This is a genomic window from Methylococcus mesophilus, assembly GCF_026247885.1.
In the GTDB taxonomy this organism is placed as follows: Bacteria; Pseudomonadota; Gammaproteobacteria; order Methylococcales; family Methylococcaceae; genus Methylococcus; species Methylococcus mesophilus.
Genome location: NZ_CP110921.1, coordinates 202994 through 218875, shown reverse-complemented (window position 1 = coordinate 218875; position 15882 = coordinate 202994). Strand labels below are relative to the sequence as shown.

The window sequence follows — 15882 nt, the reverse complement described above, 5'->3', positions numbered from 1 at the left end:
CTCAGCGAGGTACCAGAGGGCTTTCCGAAAAGACGATCCCCTCCCAGCCGTATTTCATGAAAGTCCGGATGTTGCGATGGTCGTCGCCATCCGGATGTCCGAGTACGTCCTGCCAGTAGTAGTCGCCGAACAGTGCGAGGGTTTCGGCGGCCGACAGCCCATGCAGCCGTGCGAAGCCGAAAATCTTGCACGAACCCGAGTTGGTGCCGGCCGGATTGATCACGGCATCATTCCCCAGCCCATTGCGAAATTCGGCGGGGGTGAAATGATAAATCGAGTCGATCGCCTGGATGGTATCGTTGAAGGCGATGCGGTCGCCTTGCCGTACGCGGGCAATGAGTTCTTCTGTCGTCATGGTCACTCGATTGAAATCAGTATCGGGTCGAGTTTCTCGAGCACGTTTTTCATCAGGATGGGTTGCGCTTCGCTATTGGGGTGCAGGCCGTCGGACTGCAGCAGATGTTCGTTGCCGCCTACCCCGTCGAGAAAAAATGGCAGGACGTGGACCTTTTTTTCTTCCGCGAGTTCTTGGTACACCCGTTCGAAGGCTTCCGCATAGCGGCCGCCGTAATTCGGCGGAAGCTTCATGCCTAAGACCAGTACCTGTGCCCCGGCCGATCGCGCCTGATCGACCATGGCGCCGAGGTTGGCTTTCAGCGCCGCCGGAGGCAGTCCGCGCAGGCCGTCGTTGGCGCCGAGTTCCAGGATCACGATCCGGGGATGGTGCGCGGCCAGCGCCGGGGCCAAGCGGGCCAGTCCGCCGGCGCTGGTATCACCGGGAATACTGGCGTTGACCACGGCAATGTTCCGAGTCTGCAGTTTTTCCTGCAACAATACCACCCACCCCTTGCCGCTATCCGCCAGACCGTAGCCGGCACTGAGGCTGTCGCCTACGACGAGCAGCGATGCCGCCTGGGCGGAATCCGCAGGCGGGGGAAACCCCAAGATGAATCCAGACATGACGGACAAGAACAGCAACGATGCCGGACCGGGGAGCAAGCGCGCTTTGATCATGGCGAAACAGGTGGGCAAATGGGTCGAGAACGCGGGCGAAAGGCTCGATATCTTGACAGGTGTGGACTTGGCGATCAAACCGGGGGAGAGCGTCGGGATCGTCGGCACCTCCGGTTCCGGCAAGTCGACCCTGCTCGGCCTGCTCGCCGGGCTCGACCGGCCGTCCGCGGGCGAGATCGAGTTCGACGGCCGCCGGCTTTCACAACTGGACGAAGACGCCTTGGCGCGGCTGAGGGCGCAGCGCGTCGGCTTCGTGTTCCAGTCGTTCCAGCTCCTGCCGAGCTTCACCGCCCTGGAAAACGTCATGCTGCCGCTGGAACTCGCCGGCCATCTCGGCGAAGCTCAGGACAGGGCGCGCCGGATGCTGTCCCGGGTCGGGCTCCAACATCGCTTGGGCCACTATCCCCGCCAGCTCTCCGGCGGGGAGCAACAGCGGGTGGCCCTCGCCCGCGCCTTCGTCACCGTACCGGCGGTCCTTTTCGCCGATGAGCCGACCGGGAACCTCGACGACCGTACCAGCCAAACCGTCATCGACATGCTATTCGATCTCAACCACGAGCATTGCACCACGCTGGTCCTGGTGACGCACGACGCCCGCCTCGCATCGCGCTGCGGCCGCCTGATCCGGCTGGAGGCCGGGCGGATACTCGAGTCATGAGCGCCGCCTACAATTTCCGCCTGGCCTGGCGGCTTGCCAGGCGTGACTGGCGGGGTGGCGAACTCGGCGTCTTGCTCGCCGCCCTGGTGATCGCCGTGGCCGCCACCGCCGCCACCCAGTTGTTCGGCGATCGGCTGGCCCGCACCATGGTCGACCATGCCGCGGAGTTCATCGCCGGCGACCTGACGCTGGCGAGCCATCGCAAGATTCCGCCGGAGTGGATCGAGCAATCGGAGACCCTGGGCTTGAAGCACGCGGCGAGCGTGGAATTCCCCAGCGTGCTCATGGAGAACGAGCAGATTTTGCTCGGAGGGATCAAGGCCGTGAGTCCTGCCTACCCCTTACGCGGGGAAGTCCGCACCCGAGCTGCGGAAGCGGTGGACGAAAGGCCGGCGGGTGGCGTTCCGCAACCGGGCACCGTGTGGGTCGAATCCCGGGTGCTGAGCACCCTTGGCCTCGCGATCGGCGCACCGCTCACGGTCGGCAGCGCACAATTCCGCATTGAGCGGCTCCTCACGCACGAGCCGGACCGGCGCGGGGACCTTTACAGCCTCTCGCCGCGCGTGATCATGAACCTCGGGGATCTGCCGGCCACTCGGGTCATTCAGCCCGGCAGCCGGGTGCACTACTACGACATGTTCGCGGGGGAGGACGCCGCCGTGAGGCGGTTCAAAACCTGGCTCGAGCCCCGTTTGCAGCGCGGCGACCGGCTGCTGGACGTGCACGAGGACCGCCCCGAGGTCGGCACCGCATTGAACCGCGCCGAACGCTACCTCGGCATGACCAGTGTGATGGTCGTGCTGATCGCGGGAGTGGCGATCGGAATGAGCGCCCGGCGTTACACCGAGCGTCACTCCGATACGACCGCCCTGCTCAAGTGCATGGGGGCGCGGAAGAACGACATCATGGCGATCTATGCCTTCGTCCTGGTGTGTGTGGGCCTGCCCGGCGCGGTGCTCGGCAGCACCCTCGGCTATCTCGTCCAGGCCGGCATCGCCCGGTCGGTCGCGGGACTCCTCCCCAATGGCCTGGCCCAGCCGGGACTGGAGGGGTTGCTGACGGCGCCGCTCCTGGGACTGGTCGTCCTCGCGGGATTCGCCGTGCCGCCATTGCCGGGGCTGATGCGTGTGCCACCTCTGCGGGTCTTGCGGCGCGACCTCGGGCCGACGCCGCCCAGCGTTTGGCTGAGCCTAGGGTTTGCCATCCTCGCCTTGGGTGCCCTCCTGTTGCGTCCCGCCCGCGATCCCGCGCTGGTCGCGCTGATCATCATGGGCGGCGCTGCGGCGCTGGCGGCCTTTCGCCTGGGGCTCGGTGGTATGCTGCACTTGCTGCCGGCGCTGCTGCGGCAGCGCCCTCTGATCTGGCGTCTCGGCCTGCACAATCTGCTGCGACGGCGGCGTCTCGCCTCGTTTCAGATCATGGGGTTCGGGCTGGCCATGGCCGCGATGCTGATCAGCTACGTCGTACAGAACGAGCTCGTGTCGGAATGGAAACGACAGCTGCCGGACAATGCGCCCAACTATTTTGCGCTCAATCTGCAGGAGGCCGAACTGGACCGGTTCCGGCAGTCTCTTACGGCAGAATCGATAGAAAGCAGCGAGTTCTATCCTATCGTTCGGGGACGTCTGGTCAGTGTGGACGGGATCGACGCACGGAAGCTCGCGCCAAAGGGCTCCCAAGCCGAAGCGGCCATCGAGCGGGACCTCAGCCTGACCTGGAGCGAGGCACCGCCTTCCGACAACCGCATCGTCCAGGGCCGCTGGTGGTCAGGTGTTCCTCAACGGGTGTCGGTGGAGGAGAAGCTTGCCGCCGAACTGGGTATCCACACCGGCACTCAACTTGCGTTCGATGTCGCCGGCACCCCGGTAGAAGCAACGGTCGAAAGCGTACGCAGCGTTCGCTGGGACGCCATGACCCCGAATTTCTACGTTATATTTTCGCCCGGCAGCCTGCAGGACCAGCCGCGCACCTATCTGACCAGCTTTCACGTTGCTCCGGGGCGGAGCGCTGCGCTCCATGCGCTGGTCAAGGCGTTTCCGGGCATCACCCTCCTGGAGGTCGACGCCCTGCTGAAACAGTTTCAATCGATCCTGCAGCAGGTGACGCTGGCGGTCCAGGTCGTTCTGGGACTCGCGGTGGTTGCCGGATTTACGGTGCTCTTCGGGGCGGTGCACGCCACGGCGGAAGAGCGGATGCGGGAGGACGCCCTGTTGCGGGCCATCGGCGCGGATGCGCCGCTTCTGAAAGCGAGCCAGTGGATCGAGTTTGCGAGCTTGGGGTTTCTTGCCGGAATCCTTGCCGCCGCCTGCGCCGAACTGGTCAGTGCCGTGGTATTTTCCAGGATGATGAATCTGACGCCGCAGGCACACCCCTGGCTATGGCTTGCCGCACCCGGCCTGGGCGCGATAAGCGTTGGGCTTGCGGGACGATGGAGTGTCCGCCGGGTCGTCGATACGAGTCCCAACGACGTCCTGCGTGATCTCTCTTGAAGGAAGAGGAAAGAGGCCTTGCACAGAGCGGCGATGGGAGGTTCGATCCTCTGCTCCACCCATCGCCGACAGTACTCAATTCGCAGATACGTTGACCTTCGAAGTCCAGCCGCTCTTGCCTTCGCAGGGACCGTCCAGGATCTTGAGTTTCACGAAGGGCAGAGCGCCTACGATAGATTCTTCCTCCACCGTCGCCCGGGTACCCGATTTCACTACGCAGACTTTCTGCTCGTCGTTGTCTTCTTCCCCCGACGCCACGCTCATCAGCCCTGGCGCTGCGGTCAGCTGGGAGTCGCCTACGTTGGGGTTGGACACCACTACCGTCTGCCCGACCTGGACCGCAGTTTTGACCTGGACCTCCCCGCTCCCGCCGCCGCCCATGGCCAGGGCGAGCAGGATCACGACCAACGCCACGCCGATCGCATACAGCGCTTTTGGATTGGCCTTGAGCGTGTCAAAAATGTTTGGCTTCGCGGATCCTTCGCTATTGTTTTCGTTAGACATTCGTTATTACCTCCTCTTTGGGATCAAGTCTCCCCTTCCCAGGGTACGCGCACGTTACCATGTTGCCCCATCTTCGAACAAGGAGGGCGGTTCCGGCCGGGATTCAACGGCCGGGCTCGTCTCCGGTACACTGTGCTGCATGATGAAAAAACGTCCGCCAACGAGCGGCAGCGCCGGAGGTTTCGCATGAACGACAAACGTCCTGCGGTCCAGGGAAGCGCATCTGGCGTCGATGCCTTTTTGGCCGAAATGGCCGCGGTGCGGCAGCTCAAACCCGCACCGAGCGCAGGCCGCCTGATCTTTGCCGTCGATGCCACGGCGAGTCGCGAACCCACCTGGCGCCGGGCCGCCCGCCTCCAGGCCCAGATGTTCGAAGTCGCCGCTGAAGTCGGGCAGTTGGCCATTCAGGTCTGCTATTACCAGGGATTCGACGGCTTCGAAACGCTGCCCTGGTATACGGCCGCAGAGGCGTTGCGGACGGAAATGGAGCGCATCGGCTGTGTCAGCGGCTACACCCAGGTGGATCGCGTGTTGCGCCATGCGCTGGCGGAACATCGGCGGGAGCCGTTGAATGCCCTGGTATTCATCGGAGACGCATTGGAAGAGGACGAGGAACCGCTCTTGGCCCTGGCGGGGAACCTGGGCCTGCAAGGGGTCCGGATCTTCATGTTCCAGGAAGGCGATGATCCGCGGGTCGAGACGGTTTTCCGGGGAATTGCCCGATTGAGCGGCGGCGCCTATGCACGCTTCGATGCGGGCAGCCCGGATCGCCTTGCCCGACTGCTTCGCGCCGTCGCCGTGTACGCCGCGGGCGGCATCCGGTCGATGCAGGCGCTGGCGGGACGCGGGGACGCCGCAATACCCGAGTTGACCCGGCAGTTGCGTCAGCCTTGATCCAGATCGTCCTACTGCTCCTGATCCTGCTGCTCGTCCTGCCCGCTCTGGGGGCTTTGCTGCGTGCGCTGGGTCCCGCCCTGGCCGGCGGCTTTCGCCGAATTGCGCTATGGCTCCTCCTGCTTTTGTTCGTCGGGCTGGCCGCTACCGGCCGGCTGGGCTGGGTCGTGCCACTGGCGGGCGCCGTATTCGCGGTCTTGCTTCGGCTGCTCCCGGCATTGCTTCCCCTGCTGCCTGTCCTGCAACGCCTGTGGCGCCGGAAAACCTTCGACGCCGCGGGAGAATCGATCGTGGAAACGCCCTTCCTGCGCATGCGCCTGGACCGGACCACAGGGGAAATCCGTGGCGAAGTGCTGGCCGGAAGGCTGGCTGGCCGCCAGCTCTACGACCTGAGTTCGGCGGACCTGCGGGAATTCCATGCCGAACTGCTGAGGGCCGATGCCGAATCCGCCCGCCTGCTGGGCGCTTACCTGGACCGTGTGATGGGGGCCGGCTGGCGGTCCGGCGCCGGAGCGGACGAAGCGGCTGCCGCCGCGTCGCCATCGGGCAAAATGAGCCGAGCGGAAGCCCTGGCGATACTGGGGCTGCAGGAAGGCGCGCAACGCGAGGCCATCGTCGAAGCGCATCGGCGGCTGATGCAGAAGCTGCATCCCGACCGGGGGGGATCGGACTATCTCGCGGCCAAGATAAATCAGGCGAAGGACGTGCTGCTGCGCGAAAACCGCTGACCGCGCGCTCAAACGCGGTAAAATTCGCCGACACGAGGCCCGCATCATCCCGGCCATCCCGACCACTTCACCGCTCATGTATTCCAGCCCAGCGTATCGAAAGCAAGAAACCGCCGGCCCCGCTTCTCTGATTGCTGCACCGGGGAACCTGCTTTGATGCAGAAAGACGGAACAGTCCGTAATGCCTTGCTGGTGAGTTCCGGCGACGGTCCTTGCGGTCCGGCGCTTCGGCAGTTCCTCGCCAGACTGGAAAAATGCTACCTGCGCAAGGACGAGCATCTGGCGAAAACCGGCGCGGCCCGGCCCGCGGATCATCGCCGGAACCTGTATTCGCTCCAACTGGCGAACCTGCGGCTGCGCTGGCTCACGTTGAGCGCAGCGCCGCCCCAGATCACTGTGATCGGCCCTACGCAGGCCGGCAAGAGCTCCGTGATCAACTGGCTCCTGGGCGAGAGTGCCGCCGTAGCGAGTCCGCTGGCGGGATTCACCCGGCACCCGCAAGGATTCGCCTACGGCTACGAGGGGACGGCCGTTTCCACGCTGCACCGCTACTTCGAGCCCCTGCAGCCGAGGCCCATTTCCGAGCTGCCCGCCGAGGATTTCCGGTTTTTCGGTTTCGAGCCGGTGCGTGCCGGCCTTCCACGGCTGGGCTGTCCCGTCACGGTGTGGGACACGCCGGATTTCGATTCGATCGATTCGGAACGGTACCGGGACGGCCTGCTCCGGGCCATCGCCCTCTCGGACCTGCTGGTCTGCGTGCTCAGCAAGGACAAGTACGCCGACCAGTCGGTGTGGGAACTGCTGGCCATGATCGAGCCGCTCGGCATCCCCGGCCTCATCTGCCTGAACAAGACGCCTGCCGCGGCCGCGGAGACGGTGGTGCGATCCCTGACCGGGAAGTGGAGCCAGATGCGGCGTGACGCCACGCCCCCCATCGTCGCCCTGCCCTATCTGGGTGCCGATGCGCTCGAGCCTCCCGGTGTTGACGCACTGGTCGACGCCGCCCGGACCCTCCTCCGGCAAACGGACCGGCCGCGTCAGCCCCTGGGTTTGCAGCGGTTTCTGCGGGCAAACTGGGAAAACTGGCTCGCGCCGGTCCGCGTGGAGCAGAAGGCTCAGCAGGAATGGCGCACCCTGGTCGGCCGGACGGTGGCTTCGGCGAACCGGATCTACCGCCGCGATTATCTCGACCACCCCCACCATTACGAGACCTTCCAGCGCGCGCTGGCCGAGCTGCTGACCCTGCTGGAAATCCCCGGCGTCGCACGGGTGTTGACCCAGATGCGGCGGATCATGACCTGGCCGGTCAGGCAGATCGGGCAGTTCGGACGGCGCTGGCGGCCCGATGCCGCCAATCTGGGCAGCGAGCAGTCGGTGCTGCAGCAGACCGCCTTGCACGTCATGCTCACGCTGCGCCAGGAAGTGGCCGAAATCGCCGAGAACGCTACGGAAACGCGGCCCTGGTGGTTGGCACTGGGGCGCGAGCTCGGCCGGAGGCAAGCTGTTGCCATCGACCTTTTCTCGCAGGCCGCCTCGGCCTACGCGCGGGAATTCGAGCCGGAAGTCGAAAAGACGGCGCATGCGCTGTACGACCGTCTGGGAGAGCATCCGGCGGTGCTCAACAGCCTCAGGGCCACCCGTGTCACCACCGACGCGGCAGCGCTGGCGGTCGGATTGCATACGGGAGGAATCGGGCTACAGGATTTCGTGATCGCCCCGGCCATCCTGTCGCTCACCTCGCTGCTGACCGAGAGCGCGTTGGGCCACTACGTCCAGCGGGCCGCCGAGGACCTGAAAAGACGCCAGGCCGCCGCGGTGAGCGGATTGTTTGACGATCACCTCGCGGCAAATCTGCTCCGCTTGCCCGAAGATATGCCTTACGACACCGGTTTCTTCATTCCCGTCGACGTTATCGAGGCGGCGGAGCGGGAACTCGCCGGTACATCCCGGACATCATGAATCAGCAGGAATATTCGACACTCCGGAGCGAAGTCCTCGCCTGGGTCCAGGCGCTGGGGCACGCCGGCTGGCTCAGCCGCGACGATCTCGAACCCTTCGCCGCCCCGGACGACACGAGTCCGGGCACGCTGTTCGACGGCAGCATCCACCGCCCCCTGGTGATCGGCTTTTTCGGCGGTACCGGCGTCGGCAAGAGTTCGCTGCTCAACCGCCTCGCCGGCGCAGCCATCGCCACGGTGAGCGTCGAACGGCCGACCTCGCGCGAAGTCTCGCTCTATGCCCACGAATCGGTGCGACTCGAGCGCTTCCCGGCCGGCCTGCCCCTGGACCGGGTCCGATTGGCCCGCCACCACAACGACGCCCTGCGCAGACTGGTCTGGGTCGACATGCCGGATATCGACAGCGCCGAAACCGCCAACCGGGACCTGGCACTGCGCTGGCTGCCTCACATCGACCTTTTGATCTACGTGGTGAGCCCGGAACGCTATCGCGATGATTGCGGCTGGGAGATGCTGATGGCGCAGCGTGGAACCCACGCCTGGGCCTTCGTCATGAACCAGTGGGATCACGGCGACCCGGTGCAGATCCAGGATTTCCTCGGCCTGCTGAAAAACGGCGGTTTCGCCGAGCCCTACCTGTTCCGCACCCAGTGCGCCAGCGACGACGGCACGCCCGCCGTAGCGGACGATTTCGCGGCATTGGAAAACCTGATCGAAGAACTGGCGGACAAACATCTGGTCGACCAGATCGACGCCCAAGCGCTGGCCCACCGTACCCGGCGCCTGCAAACCTGCCTCGGCACAGTCAAGGCGCGGCTGGAACAGCGCCCGCATTGGGATGCCCTGCGGACCCACTGGGAGGCGCGATGGGCCGTGAATAAAGGCGAGATCAGAGGCGGACTCGCCTGGGTGACCGAACGAGCCGCCGCTGAATTTTTGGAGGGCCGCCTCAAATCGCTGAATCCGCCTGAGTCCACGGCCGGACGTGCCGCCCCGTCCGTCAATGCCGTCTGGGATCCTTGGGCGCAGCAGCACTGGGAGGACACGCTCGCGGCCTTGGCCGTCGATGCCGACGCGCGACAATTGCCACGACATCCCTTACAGCAGGCGCTGGCGCCATTCGTGGATGGCGCTGCGCCAACCGTAGGGAGGCGGGTTGAGGAGCGGCTGCGCGGCGCCCTCGCCCGCCCTGGCAACCGGCTGCAGCGCGTGTTCTACCGGCTCTGCTGGGTACTCGCCCTGCTCCTGCCGCTGGGGGCGGCCGGCTGGGTCACATTCAACGTGGTGACGTTCTATTACCGCAGCAGCGCCGAGCATCTGGGTTATCTGGGCGTCGATTTCGCCGTGCACAGCACCCTGTTGATCGTCCTGGCTTGGCTGCTGCCCTACCTGCTGTACCGCCTCCTCAAGCCATCCGCCGAACGCGCGGCCCTGCGAGGAATCCGCAGCGGTCTCGAGGTCGGGCTGGACGAAATCGGAGCCGGGGTGTCCCAGTCGCTTGAGCACCTCGGGCGCCGAAGCAAACAGCTTTCCGAAACGGCGTCGGAATGGCTGAAATCCTGCGAAAACCCAACGAATAACAAGGTTTTTGCGGATTCGAGAATCGCCAGACTGTTGGCGAAGCGCTGAGCAACCAGCCTATACGTCATTGAGCAGGCAGGACAAAAGTGCTTTAATTTTCGGGTTAACTCCTATTGCACCGGATTGCCGTTGTGCTATAAATCCATACTACTTTAATCAACTATTTCGTTAGGCACTCACGAGACGCACCATGACGCAGACCGAATGGGATCGCGATGCGGTGACGGAAGTCATCGAACAGAAGAAATCCATGCCGGGGGCGCTTTTGCCCATTCTTCACGGAATCCAGGACCGTATCGGGTTCATTCCGGAAGACGCGGTTCCGCAAATCGCCAAGGCACTGAATCTCTCGCGGGCCGAAGTCCATGGCGTCATCAGCTTCTACCACTATTTCCGGACCACCCCGCCGGGTAAGCGCACGATCCACCTGTGCCGGGCCGAATCCTGCCAGGCGATGAATTCCGAAGCGCTGGAGGCGCACATCAAGACTCGGTTGGGGATCGATTACCACGAAACCACGGCGGACGGCGCCTTCAGCCTGGAACCCGTGTACTGCCTCGGGAATTGCGCCTGCTCGCCTTCGATGATGATCGGCCACGAAGTGCACGGCCGCGTCACCCCGCAGAGCTTCGACGCGATCGTCAATGAATTGAGGGAGTTCGCCGCATGACCACCGTCTACGTACCCCGCGACTCCAGCGCTCTCGGCCTCGGCGCCGAGCGGGTGGCGGGCGCCATCCAGATGGAAGCCGCCAAGCGCAATCTCCCGATCGATCTGGTCCGCAACGGCTCGCGCGGCCTGTACTGGCTGGAACCTCTGGTGGAGGTCGCCACACCTGCCGGCCGGATCGCCTACGGTCCGGTGCAGCCGGGCGACGTCGCCGGCCTGTTCGACGCCGGCTTCCTCGAAGGCAAGGCGCATCCGTTGTGCCTGGGCGCCACGGAAGAGATTCCTTACCTCAAGAACCAGGAGCGCCTGACCTTCGCCCGCGTCGGCATCACCGACCCGGTCAGCCTGGACGATTACCTGGCACACGACGGCTACCGCGGGTTGCGCAACGCGTTGGGGCTCGACCCGGCCGCCATCGTCGAGGAAGTCACGGCTTCCGGCCTGCGCGGCCGCGGCGGCGCCGCCTTCCCCACCGGCATCAAATGGAGGACGGTGCTCAATACCCCCGCCGAACAAAAGTACATCGTCTGCAATGCCGATGAGGGCGATTCCGGCACCTTCTCCGACCGGATGATCATGGAAGGCGATCCCTTCGTGCTGATCGAGGGCATGACCATCGCCGGCCTCGCCGTGGGGGCAACCCAGGGCTACATCTACCTCCGCGTCGAATATCCGCATGCCGATGCCGCCTTGAACCAGGCTATAGCTGCCGCCCTCGAGGCCGGCTATCTGGGCGATGACATCCTCGGCAGCGGAAGGCGTTTCCATCTCGAAGTCCGCCTGGGCGCCGGCGCCTATGTCTGCGGCGAGGAAACCGCCCTCATGGAGAGTATCGAGGGCAAGCGCGGCATGGTCCGTTTCAAGCCGCCGCTGCCGGCCATCGAAGGCCTGTTCGGCCAGCCCACGGTTGTCAACAACGTGATCTCGCTGGCCTCGGTGCCGATCATCCTGGACAAGGGCGGCAAGTACTACGCCGACTACGGCATGGGCCGTTCGCGCGGTACCCTGCCGCTGCAGCTCGCCGGCAACGTCAAGCGGCCGGGCCTGATCGAGAAAGCCTTCGGCATGACCCTGCGCGAGCTGCTGTACGACTACGGCGGCGGCTCCGCCAGCGGGCGCCCGATCCGCGCCGTGCAGGTCGGCGGTCCGCTGGGCTCATTCATGCCGGAATCCCAATTCGACACCCCGCTGGACTATGAGGCGTTCAGCGCCATCTGGGCCGTGCTCGGCCACGGCGGCGTGGTGGTGTTCGACGATACGGTGGACATGGCCAAAATGGCGCGCTACGCCATGGAATTCTGCGCGATCGAGTCCTGCGGCAAGTGCACGCCCTGCCGGATCGGCTCGACCCGCGGCGTGGAAGTCATAGACCGCATCATCGACGACCAGGACCGGGCGAAGAATCTGGCGTTGTTGCGGGACCTGGGCGACACCATGCTGGCCGGATCCCTGTGCGCGCTGGGCGGCATGACGCCCTACCCCGTGCTCAGCGCGCTCAACCATTTCCCGGAAGATTTCGGCGAGAAGAGCGTAGCGCAGGTCGCCTGACGCCGCCCTTCCCTGACGGGTGCCCTGCAAGCACCGACCACGAGAGGAGATAGCCCCATGGCTCTATTACAAGACAAAGATTTCGGCACGCCGCCCAGCGCTTCCGACAAGCTGGTGACCCTGGAAATCGACGGCTTCACCGCCACCGTGCCGGAAGGCACTTCGGTCATGCGTGCGGCCGCCAGCATCGGCATCGACATTCCCAAACTCTGCGCCACCGACAGCCTGGAACCGTTCGGTTCCTGCCGCTTGTGTGTGGTTCAGATCGAGGGCGGGCGCGGGTTGCCGGCCTCCTGCACCACCCCCGTGTTCGAAGGCATGAAGGTCGTGACCCAGAACGACCGGCTGGCCCAGGTCCGCCGCGGCATCATGGAGCTGTACATCTCCGACCACCCGCTCGACTGCCTGACCTGCTCCGCCAACGGCAACTGCGAACTGCAGGACATGGCCGGCGTGGTCGGACTGCGGGAAGTGCGCTACGGCTACGAGGGCGAGAACCATTTCGATGCGAAGAAGGACCTGAGCAACCCCTACTTCCAGTTCGAGCCCTCCAAGTGCATCGTCTGCTCGCGCTGCGTCCGCGCCTGCGAACAGACCCAGGGCACTTTCGCCCTCACCATCGATGGCCGCGGCTTCGAGTCCAAGATTTCCCCCGGACAGAACCAGGCCTTCATGGATTCCGAATGCGTCTCCTGCGGCGCCTGCGTCCAGGCCTGCCCCACCGCGACCCTGATCGAAAAGTCCGTTGCCGACAAGGGCCAGGCCGACCATTCGATCATCACCACTTGCGCCTACTGCGGGGTCGGCTGTTCGTTCAAGGCCGAGATGAAGGGTTCCGAGGTCGTGCGGATGGTGCCGGACAAGAACGGCCAGGCCAACCACGGCCATTCCTGCGTCAAGGGCCGCTTCGCGTTCGGCTATGCGACCCATCCGGACCGCATCACCTCGCCGATGATCCGCAAGAGCATCCACGATCCCTGGCAGAAGGTGAGCTGGGAAGAGGCGGTCAACTACGCGGCATCCGAGTTCAAGCGCATCCAGGCCAAGTACGGCAAGGACTCCGTCGGCGGGCTAACCTCCAGCCGCTGCACCAACGAGGAAGCTTACCTGGTGCAAAAGCTGGTCCGCGCCGCCTTCGGCAACAACAACGTCGACACCTGCGCCCGCGTCTGCCATTCGCCCACCGGCTACGGCCTCAAGCAGACCCTGGGCGAATCGGCCGGCACCCAGACCTTCGACTCGGTGATGCAGTCCGACGTCATCATGGTCATCGGCGCCAATCCCACCGACGGCCACCCGGTGTTCGGCTCGCTGATGAAAAAGCGGGTGCGCCAGGGCGCCAAGTTGATCGTAGTCGATCCGCGCGACATCGACATGGTCAAGTCGCCGCACATCAAGGCCGACTATCACCTGAAGCTCAAGCCCGGCACCAACGTCGCCGTGGTGACCGCCCTCGCCCACGTCATCGTCACCGAGGGGCTGGTCGACGAAGCCTTCGTGAACGAGCGCTGCGAGGTGGAATCCTTCAACAAATGGAAGGATTTCGTCGCCCAGGAGCGCAACTCTCCGGAAGCCATGGAATCCGTCACCGGCGTACCCGCGCAAACCCTGCGCGAAGCGGCGCGGCTCTACGCCACCGGCGGCAGTGCCGCCATCTATTACGGCCTGGGCGTCACCGAACACAGCCAGGGCTCGACGACGGTCATCGGCATCGCCAACCTGGCGATGGCCACCGCCAACGTCGGCCGCGAAGGTGTAGGCGTCAACCCGCTGCGCGGCCAGAACAACGTGCAGGGTTCCTGCGACATGGGCTCATTCCCGCACGAACTGCCCGGCTACCGCCACGTCTCCGACGCCACGATCCGCGCCCAATTCGAGGCGGCCTGGAACGCCAGACTGGACCCCGAACCGGGCCTGCGCATTCCCAACATGTTCTCGGCGGCGGTGGACGGCAGCTTTAAGGGCCTCTATTGCGAGGGCGAGGACATCGCCCAGTCCGATCCGGACACCCAGCACGTATTTGCGGCGCTGGAAGCGATGGAATGCGTCGTCGTCCAGGACCTGTTCCTGAACGAAACCGCGAAGTTCGCCCATGTCTTCCTGCCCGGTGCCTCCTTCCTGGAGAAGAGCGGCACCTTTACCAACGCGGAACGGCGCATTTCGCCGGTGCGCCGGGTGATGCCGCCGCTGGCGGGTTACGAGGACTGGCAGGTGACCCAGATGCTGGCCAACGCGCTGGGCTATCCGATGAACTACGGCCATGCTTCGGAAATCCTGGACGAGATCGCCAGCCTGGTGCCGACCTTCACCAAGGTCAGCTTCAAGCGCCTGGACGAAGTCGGCAGCCTGCAGTGGCCGTGCAACGAAGAGGCGCCGAACGGCACGCCCACCATGCACGTCGATCATTTCGTGCGGGGGAAAGGCCGGTTCATGCTCACGGAATACGTGCCGACCGAGGAGCGCACCAGCAGCAAATTCCCGCTGATCCTGACCACGGGCCGCATCCTGTCGCAGTACAACGTAGGCGCACAGACCCGCCGCACCGCGAACACCGCGTGGCATTCGGAAGACCGCCTGGAAATCCATCCGCACGACGCCGAAAACCGCGGCATCAACGACGGCGACTGGGTCGGCATCAAGAGCCGCCAGGGCGAGACGGTGTTGCGCGCCGTGGTTTCCGAGCGCATGCAGCCGGGCGTGGTCTACACGACCTTCCACTTCCCGGAATCCGGCGCCAACGTCATCACCACCGACAATTCGGACTGGGCGACCAACTGTCCCGAATACAAGGTGACCGCCGTGCAGGTGACCAAGGTCAATGCGCCTTCGGAATGGCAGGAGAAGTTCCGCAGCTTCACGGAAGAGCAGTTGTCCTTCCTGGAAAAGGCCACGGCGGGCTGATTCCGGATGGCGGGCCCGGCGGCGATCGTCTTGGATCCGGTTACCTGCCCGAGCGGCGAGGACGACGCGCCGGGTGCGTTGGATCGGGAAGACGGAAGCCGGCCCAGCCACAGCCGGGTCACGGTCAAGCGCCTGCGCGACGGGATCGCCAGTGTCGAGACCGACGAGGTGGCCGAGGAGGTGCCCGTGGCTCTGGTCTACAACGGGGTGCCGCATGTGGTCATGCTGGCGACGCCCCTGGACCTGGAGGATTTCGCGATCGGCTTCAGCCTGACCGAGGGCATCGTCCGCTCGCCGTCCGAAATCCTGTCGGTCCGCACCCACAACCGTAGCGAAGGCATCGAGGTGAGGCTGCGTATCACCGAGGAACGTTTCGCCGGCCTGCCCGGCAAGGAGCGAAATCTCACCGGCCGTACCGGCTGCGGCCTGTGCGGCTCGGCAACCCTGCAGCAAGCGGTGCGCCATCCCCCGCCGGTGGGGACGGGCACCGGCGTGTCGGTGGCCGATCTGCGCCGCGCCCAGGAGGAACTGCGCGCGCGGCAGGACATCAATTCGTTGACCGGCGCGGTGCATGCCGCGGCCTGGGTCGTGCCCGGCAAGGGCCTCGTTCACCTGCGGGAAGACGTCGGTCGCCACAACGCCCTGGACAAGCTGATCGGCCTGCTGGCGAAAACCCGCACCTCACGCAACGAGGGCTTCGTCCTGGTCACCAGCCGGGCCAGCTACGAGATGGTGCAGAAATGCGCGGAGGCCGGCATCGGCTTTCTGGCGGCGATTTCGGCGCCTACCGGCCTTGCCGTCCGGCTCGCGCTGGAGACCGGCCTGACCCTGGTCGGTTTCGTCCGCGGCGAGGCGTGCGTGGTTTATGCCCATCCTCACCGCCTGCACGAACAATAAGCGAGTTTCTAACCTAAAGTGCCGAGAAGGAGCCCAGGTTC

13 protein-coding genes are annotated in these 15882 nt (G+C 65.0%); 10 read left to right on the top strand and 3 right to left on the bottom strand.

Annotated elements, in window-relative coordinates:
- Position 1: 1 nt before the first annotated feature.
- Positions 2 to 355, bottom strand: a complete 354-nt coding sequence (locus OOT43_RS01110; RefSeq protein ID WP_266022807.1) for a HopJ type III effector protein — start codon at positions 353 to 355, stop codon at positions 2 to 4.
- A 2-nt stretch (positions 356 to 357) separates the two neighbouring features.
- Positions 358 to 960: an arylesterase gene (locus OOT43_RS01105; RefSeq protein WP_317134032.1), complete on the bottom strand. Its 603-nt coding sequence runs from the start codon at positions 958 to 960 to the stop codon at positions 358 to 360.
- Between OOT43_RS01105 and OOT43_RS01100 the strand changes: the two genes are divergently transcribed.
- Both OOT43_RS01100 and OOT43_RS01095 read left to right on the top strand, forming a co-directional pair.
- Positions 959 to 1672 carry an ABC transporter ATP-binding protein gene (locus tag OOT43_RS01100; RefSeq protein WP_266022806.1) on the top strand — a complete coding sequence of 238 codons (714 nt, stop codon included), beginning with the start codon at positions 959 to 961 and terminating at the stop codon, positions 1670 to 1672. The genes OOT43_RS01105 and OOT43_RS01100 overlap by 2 nt on opposite strands.
- Positions 1669 to 4161: an ABC transporter permease gene (locus OOT43_RS01095; RefSeq protein WP_266022805.1), complete on the top strand. Its 2493-nt coding sequence runs from the start codon at positions 1669 to 1671 to the stop codon at positions 4159 to 4161. Before OOT43_RS01100 ends, OOT43_RS01095 begins: the two co-directional genes overlap by 4 nt.
- A gap of 75 nt (positions 4162 to 4236) precedes the next feature.
- On the opposite strand, the gene OOT43_RS01090 is transcribed toward OOT43_RS01095, so the two are convergent.
- Positions 4237 to 4665, bottom strand: coding sequence for a hypothetical protein (locus OOT43_RS01090; protein WP_266022803.1), 429 nt, complete (start codon positions 4663 to 4665; stop codon positions 4237 to 4239).
- 186 nt (positions 4666 to 4851) lie between these two features.
- On the opposite strand from OOT43_RS01090, the gene OOT43_RS01085 reads away from it, so the two are divergent.
- The 8 genes from OOT43_RS01085 (at position 4852) to fdhD (ending at position 15841) form a co-directional block, all read left to right on the top strand.
- Positions 4852 to 5559 (top strand): hypothetical protein, encoded by a 708-nt coding sequence (locus OOT43_RS01085; protein ID WP_266022801.1) that lies wholly within the window; start codon positions 4852 to 4854, stop codon positions 5557 to 5559.
- Positions 5556 to 6287, top strand: a complete 732-nt coding sequence (locus OOT43_RS01080; RefSeq protein WP_317134030.1) for a J domain-containing protein — start codon at positions 5556 to 5558, stop codon at positions 6285 to 6287. The genes OOT43_RS01085 and OOT43_RS01080 overlap by 4 nt, the downstream gene beginning before the upstream one ends.
- A 156-nt stretch (positions 6288 to 6443) precedes the next feature.
- Entirely contained in the window at positions 6444 to 8246 is a 1803-nt protein-coding gene (locus tag OOT43_RS01075) for a GTPase domain-containing protein (protein ID WP_266022800.1), read from the top strand.
- The gene (locus OOT43_RS01070; RefSeq protein WP_266022799.1) at positions 8243 to 9874 is read left to right on the top strand and encodes a GTPase; all 1632 of its coding nucleotides are present in this window, start codon (positions 8243 to 8245) and stop codon (positions 9872 to 9874) included. Before OOT43_RS01075 ends, OOT43_RS01070 begins: the two co-directional genes overlap by 4 nt.
- Positions 9875 to 10016: 142 nt before the next feature.
- Positions 10017 to 10496 (top strand): formate dehydrogenase subunit gamma, encoded by a 480-nt coding sequence (locus OOT43_RS01065; RefSeq protein ID WP_266022798.1) that lies wholly within the window; start codon positions 10017 to 10019, stop codon positions 10494 to 10496.
- On the top strand, positions 10493 to 12043 hold the full coding sequence (locus tag OOT43_RS01060) for a formate dehydrogenase beta subunit (protein WP_266022797.1): 1551 nt from the start codon (positions 10493 to 10495) through the stop codon (positions 12041 to 12043). The genes OOT43_RS01065 and OOT43_RS01060 overlap by 4 nt, the downstream gene beginning before the upstream one ends.
- Before the next feature lie 57 nt (positions 12044 to 12100).
- Complete coding sequence (fdhF, locus tag OOT43_RS01055) at positions 12101 to 14944, top strand: formate dehydrogenase subunit alpha (RefSeq protein WP_266022796.1); 2844 nt, start codon at positions 12101 to 12103, stop codon at positions 14942 to 14944.
- Positions 14945 to 14950: 6 nt separating this feature from the next.
- Complete coding sequence (fdhD, locus tag OOT43_RS01050; protein ID WP_266022795.1) at positions 14951 to 15841, top strand: formate dehydrogenase accessory sulfurtransferase FdhD; 891 nt, start codon at positions 14951 to 14953, stop codon at positions 15839 to 15841.
- The last annotated feature ends 41 nt before the right edge of the window (positions 15842 to 15882 follow it).

Coding starts and splice junctions, on each gene's coding strand:
- fdhF (WP_266022796.1), top strand. CDS start 12,101: ATGGCTCTATTACAAGACAAAGATTTCGGCACGCCGCCCAGCGCTTCC.
- OOT43_RS01095 (WP_266022805.1), top strand. CDS start 1,669: ATGAGCGCCGCCTACAATTTCCGCCTGGCCTGGCGGCTTGCCAGGCGT.
- OOT43_RS01110 (WP_266022807.1), bottom strand. CDS start 355: ATGACGACAGAAGAACTCATTGCCCGCGTACGGCAAGGCGACCGCATC.
- OOT43_RS01065 (WP_266022798.1), top strand. CDS start 10,017: ATGACGCAGACCGAATGGGATCGCGATGCGGTGACGGAAGTCATCGAA.
- fdhD (WP_266022795.1), top strand. CDS start 14,951: ATGGCGGGCCCGGCGGCGATCGTCTTGGATCCGGTTACCTGCCCGAGC.
- OOT43_RS01105 (WP_317134032.1), bottom strand. CDS start 960: ATGTCTGGATTCATCTTGGGGTTTCCCCCGCCTGCGGATTCCGCCCAG.
- OOT43_RS01060 (WP_266022797.1), top strand. CDS start 10,493: ATGACCACCGTCTACGTACCCCGCGACTCCAGCGCTCTCGGCCTCGGC.
- OOT43_RS01100 (WP_266022806.1), top strand. CDS start 959: ATGACGGACAAGAACAGCAACGATGCCGGACCGGGGAGCAAGCGCGCT.
- OOT43_RS01070 (WP_266022799.1), top strand. CDS start 8,243: ATGAATCAGCAGGAATATTCGACACTCCGGAGCGAAGTCCTCGCCTGG.
- OOT43_RS01085 (WP_266022801.1), top strand. CDS start 4,852: ATGAACGACAAACGTCCTGCGGTCCAGGGAAGCGCATCTGGCGTCGAT.
- OOT43_RS01090 (WP_266022803.1), bottom strand. CDS start 4,665: ATGTCTAACGAAAACAATAGCGAAGGATCCGCGAAGCCAAACATTTTT.
- OOT43_RS01075 (WP_266022800.1), top strand. CDS start 6,444: ATGCAGAAAGACGGAACAGTCCGTAATGCCTTGCTGGTGAGTTCCGGC.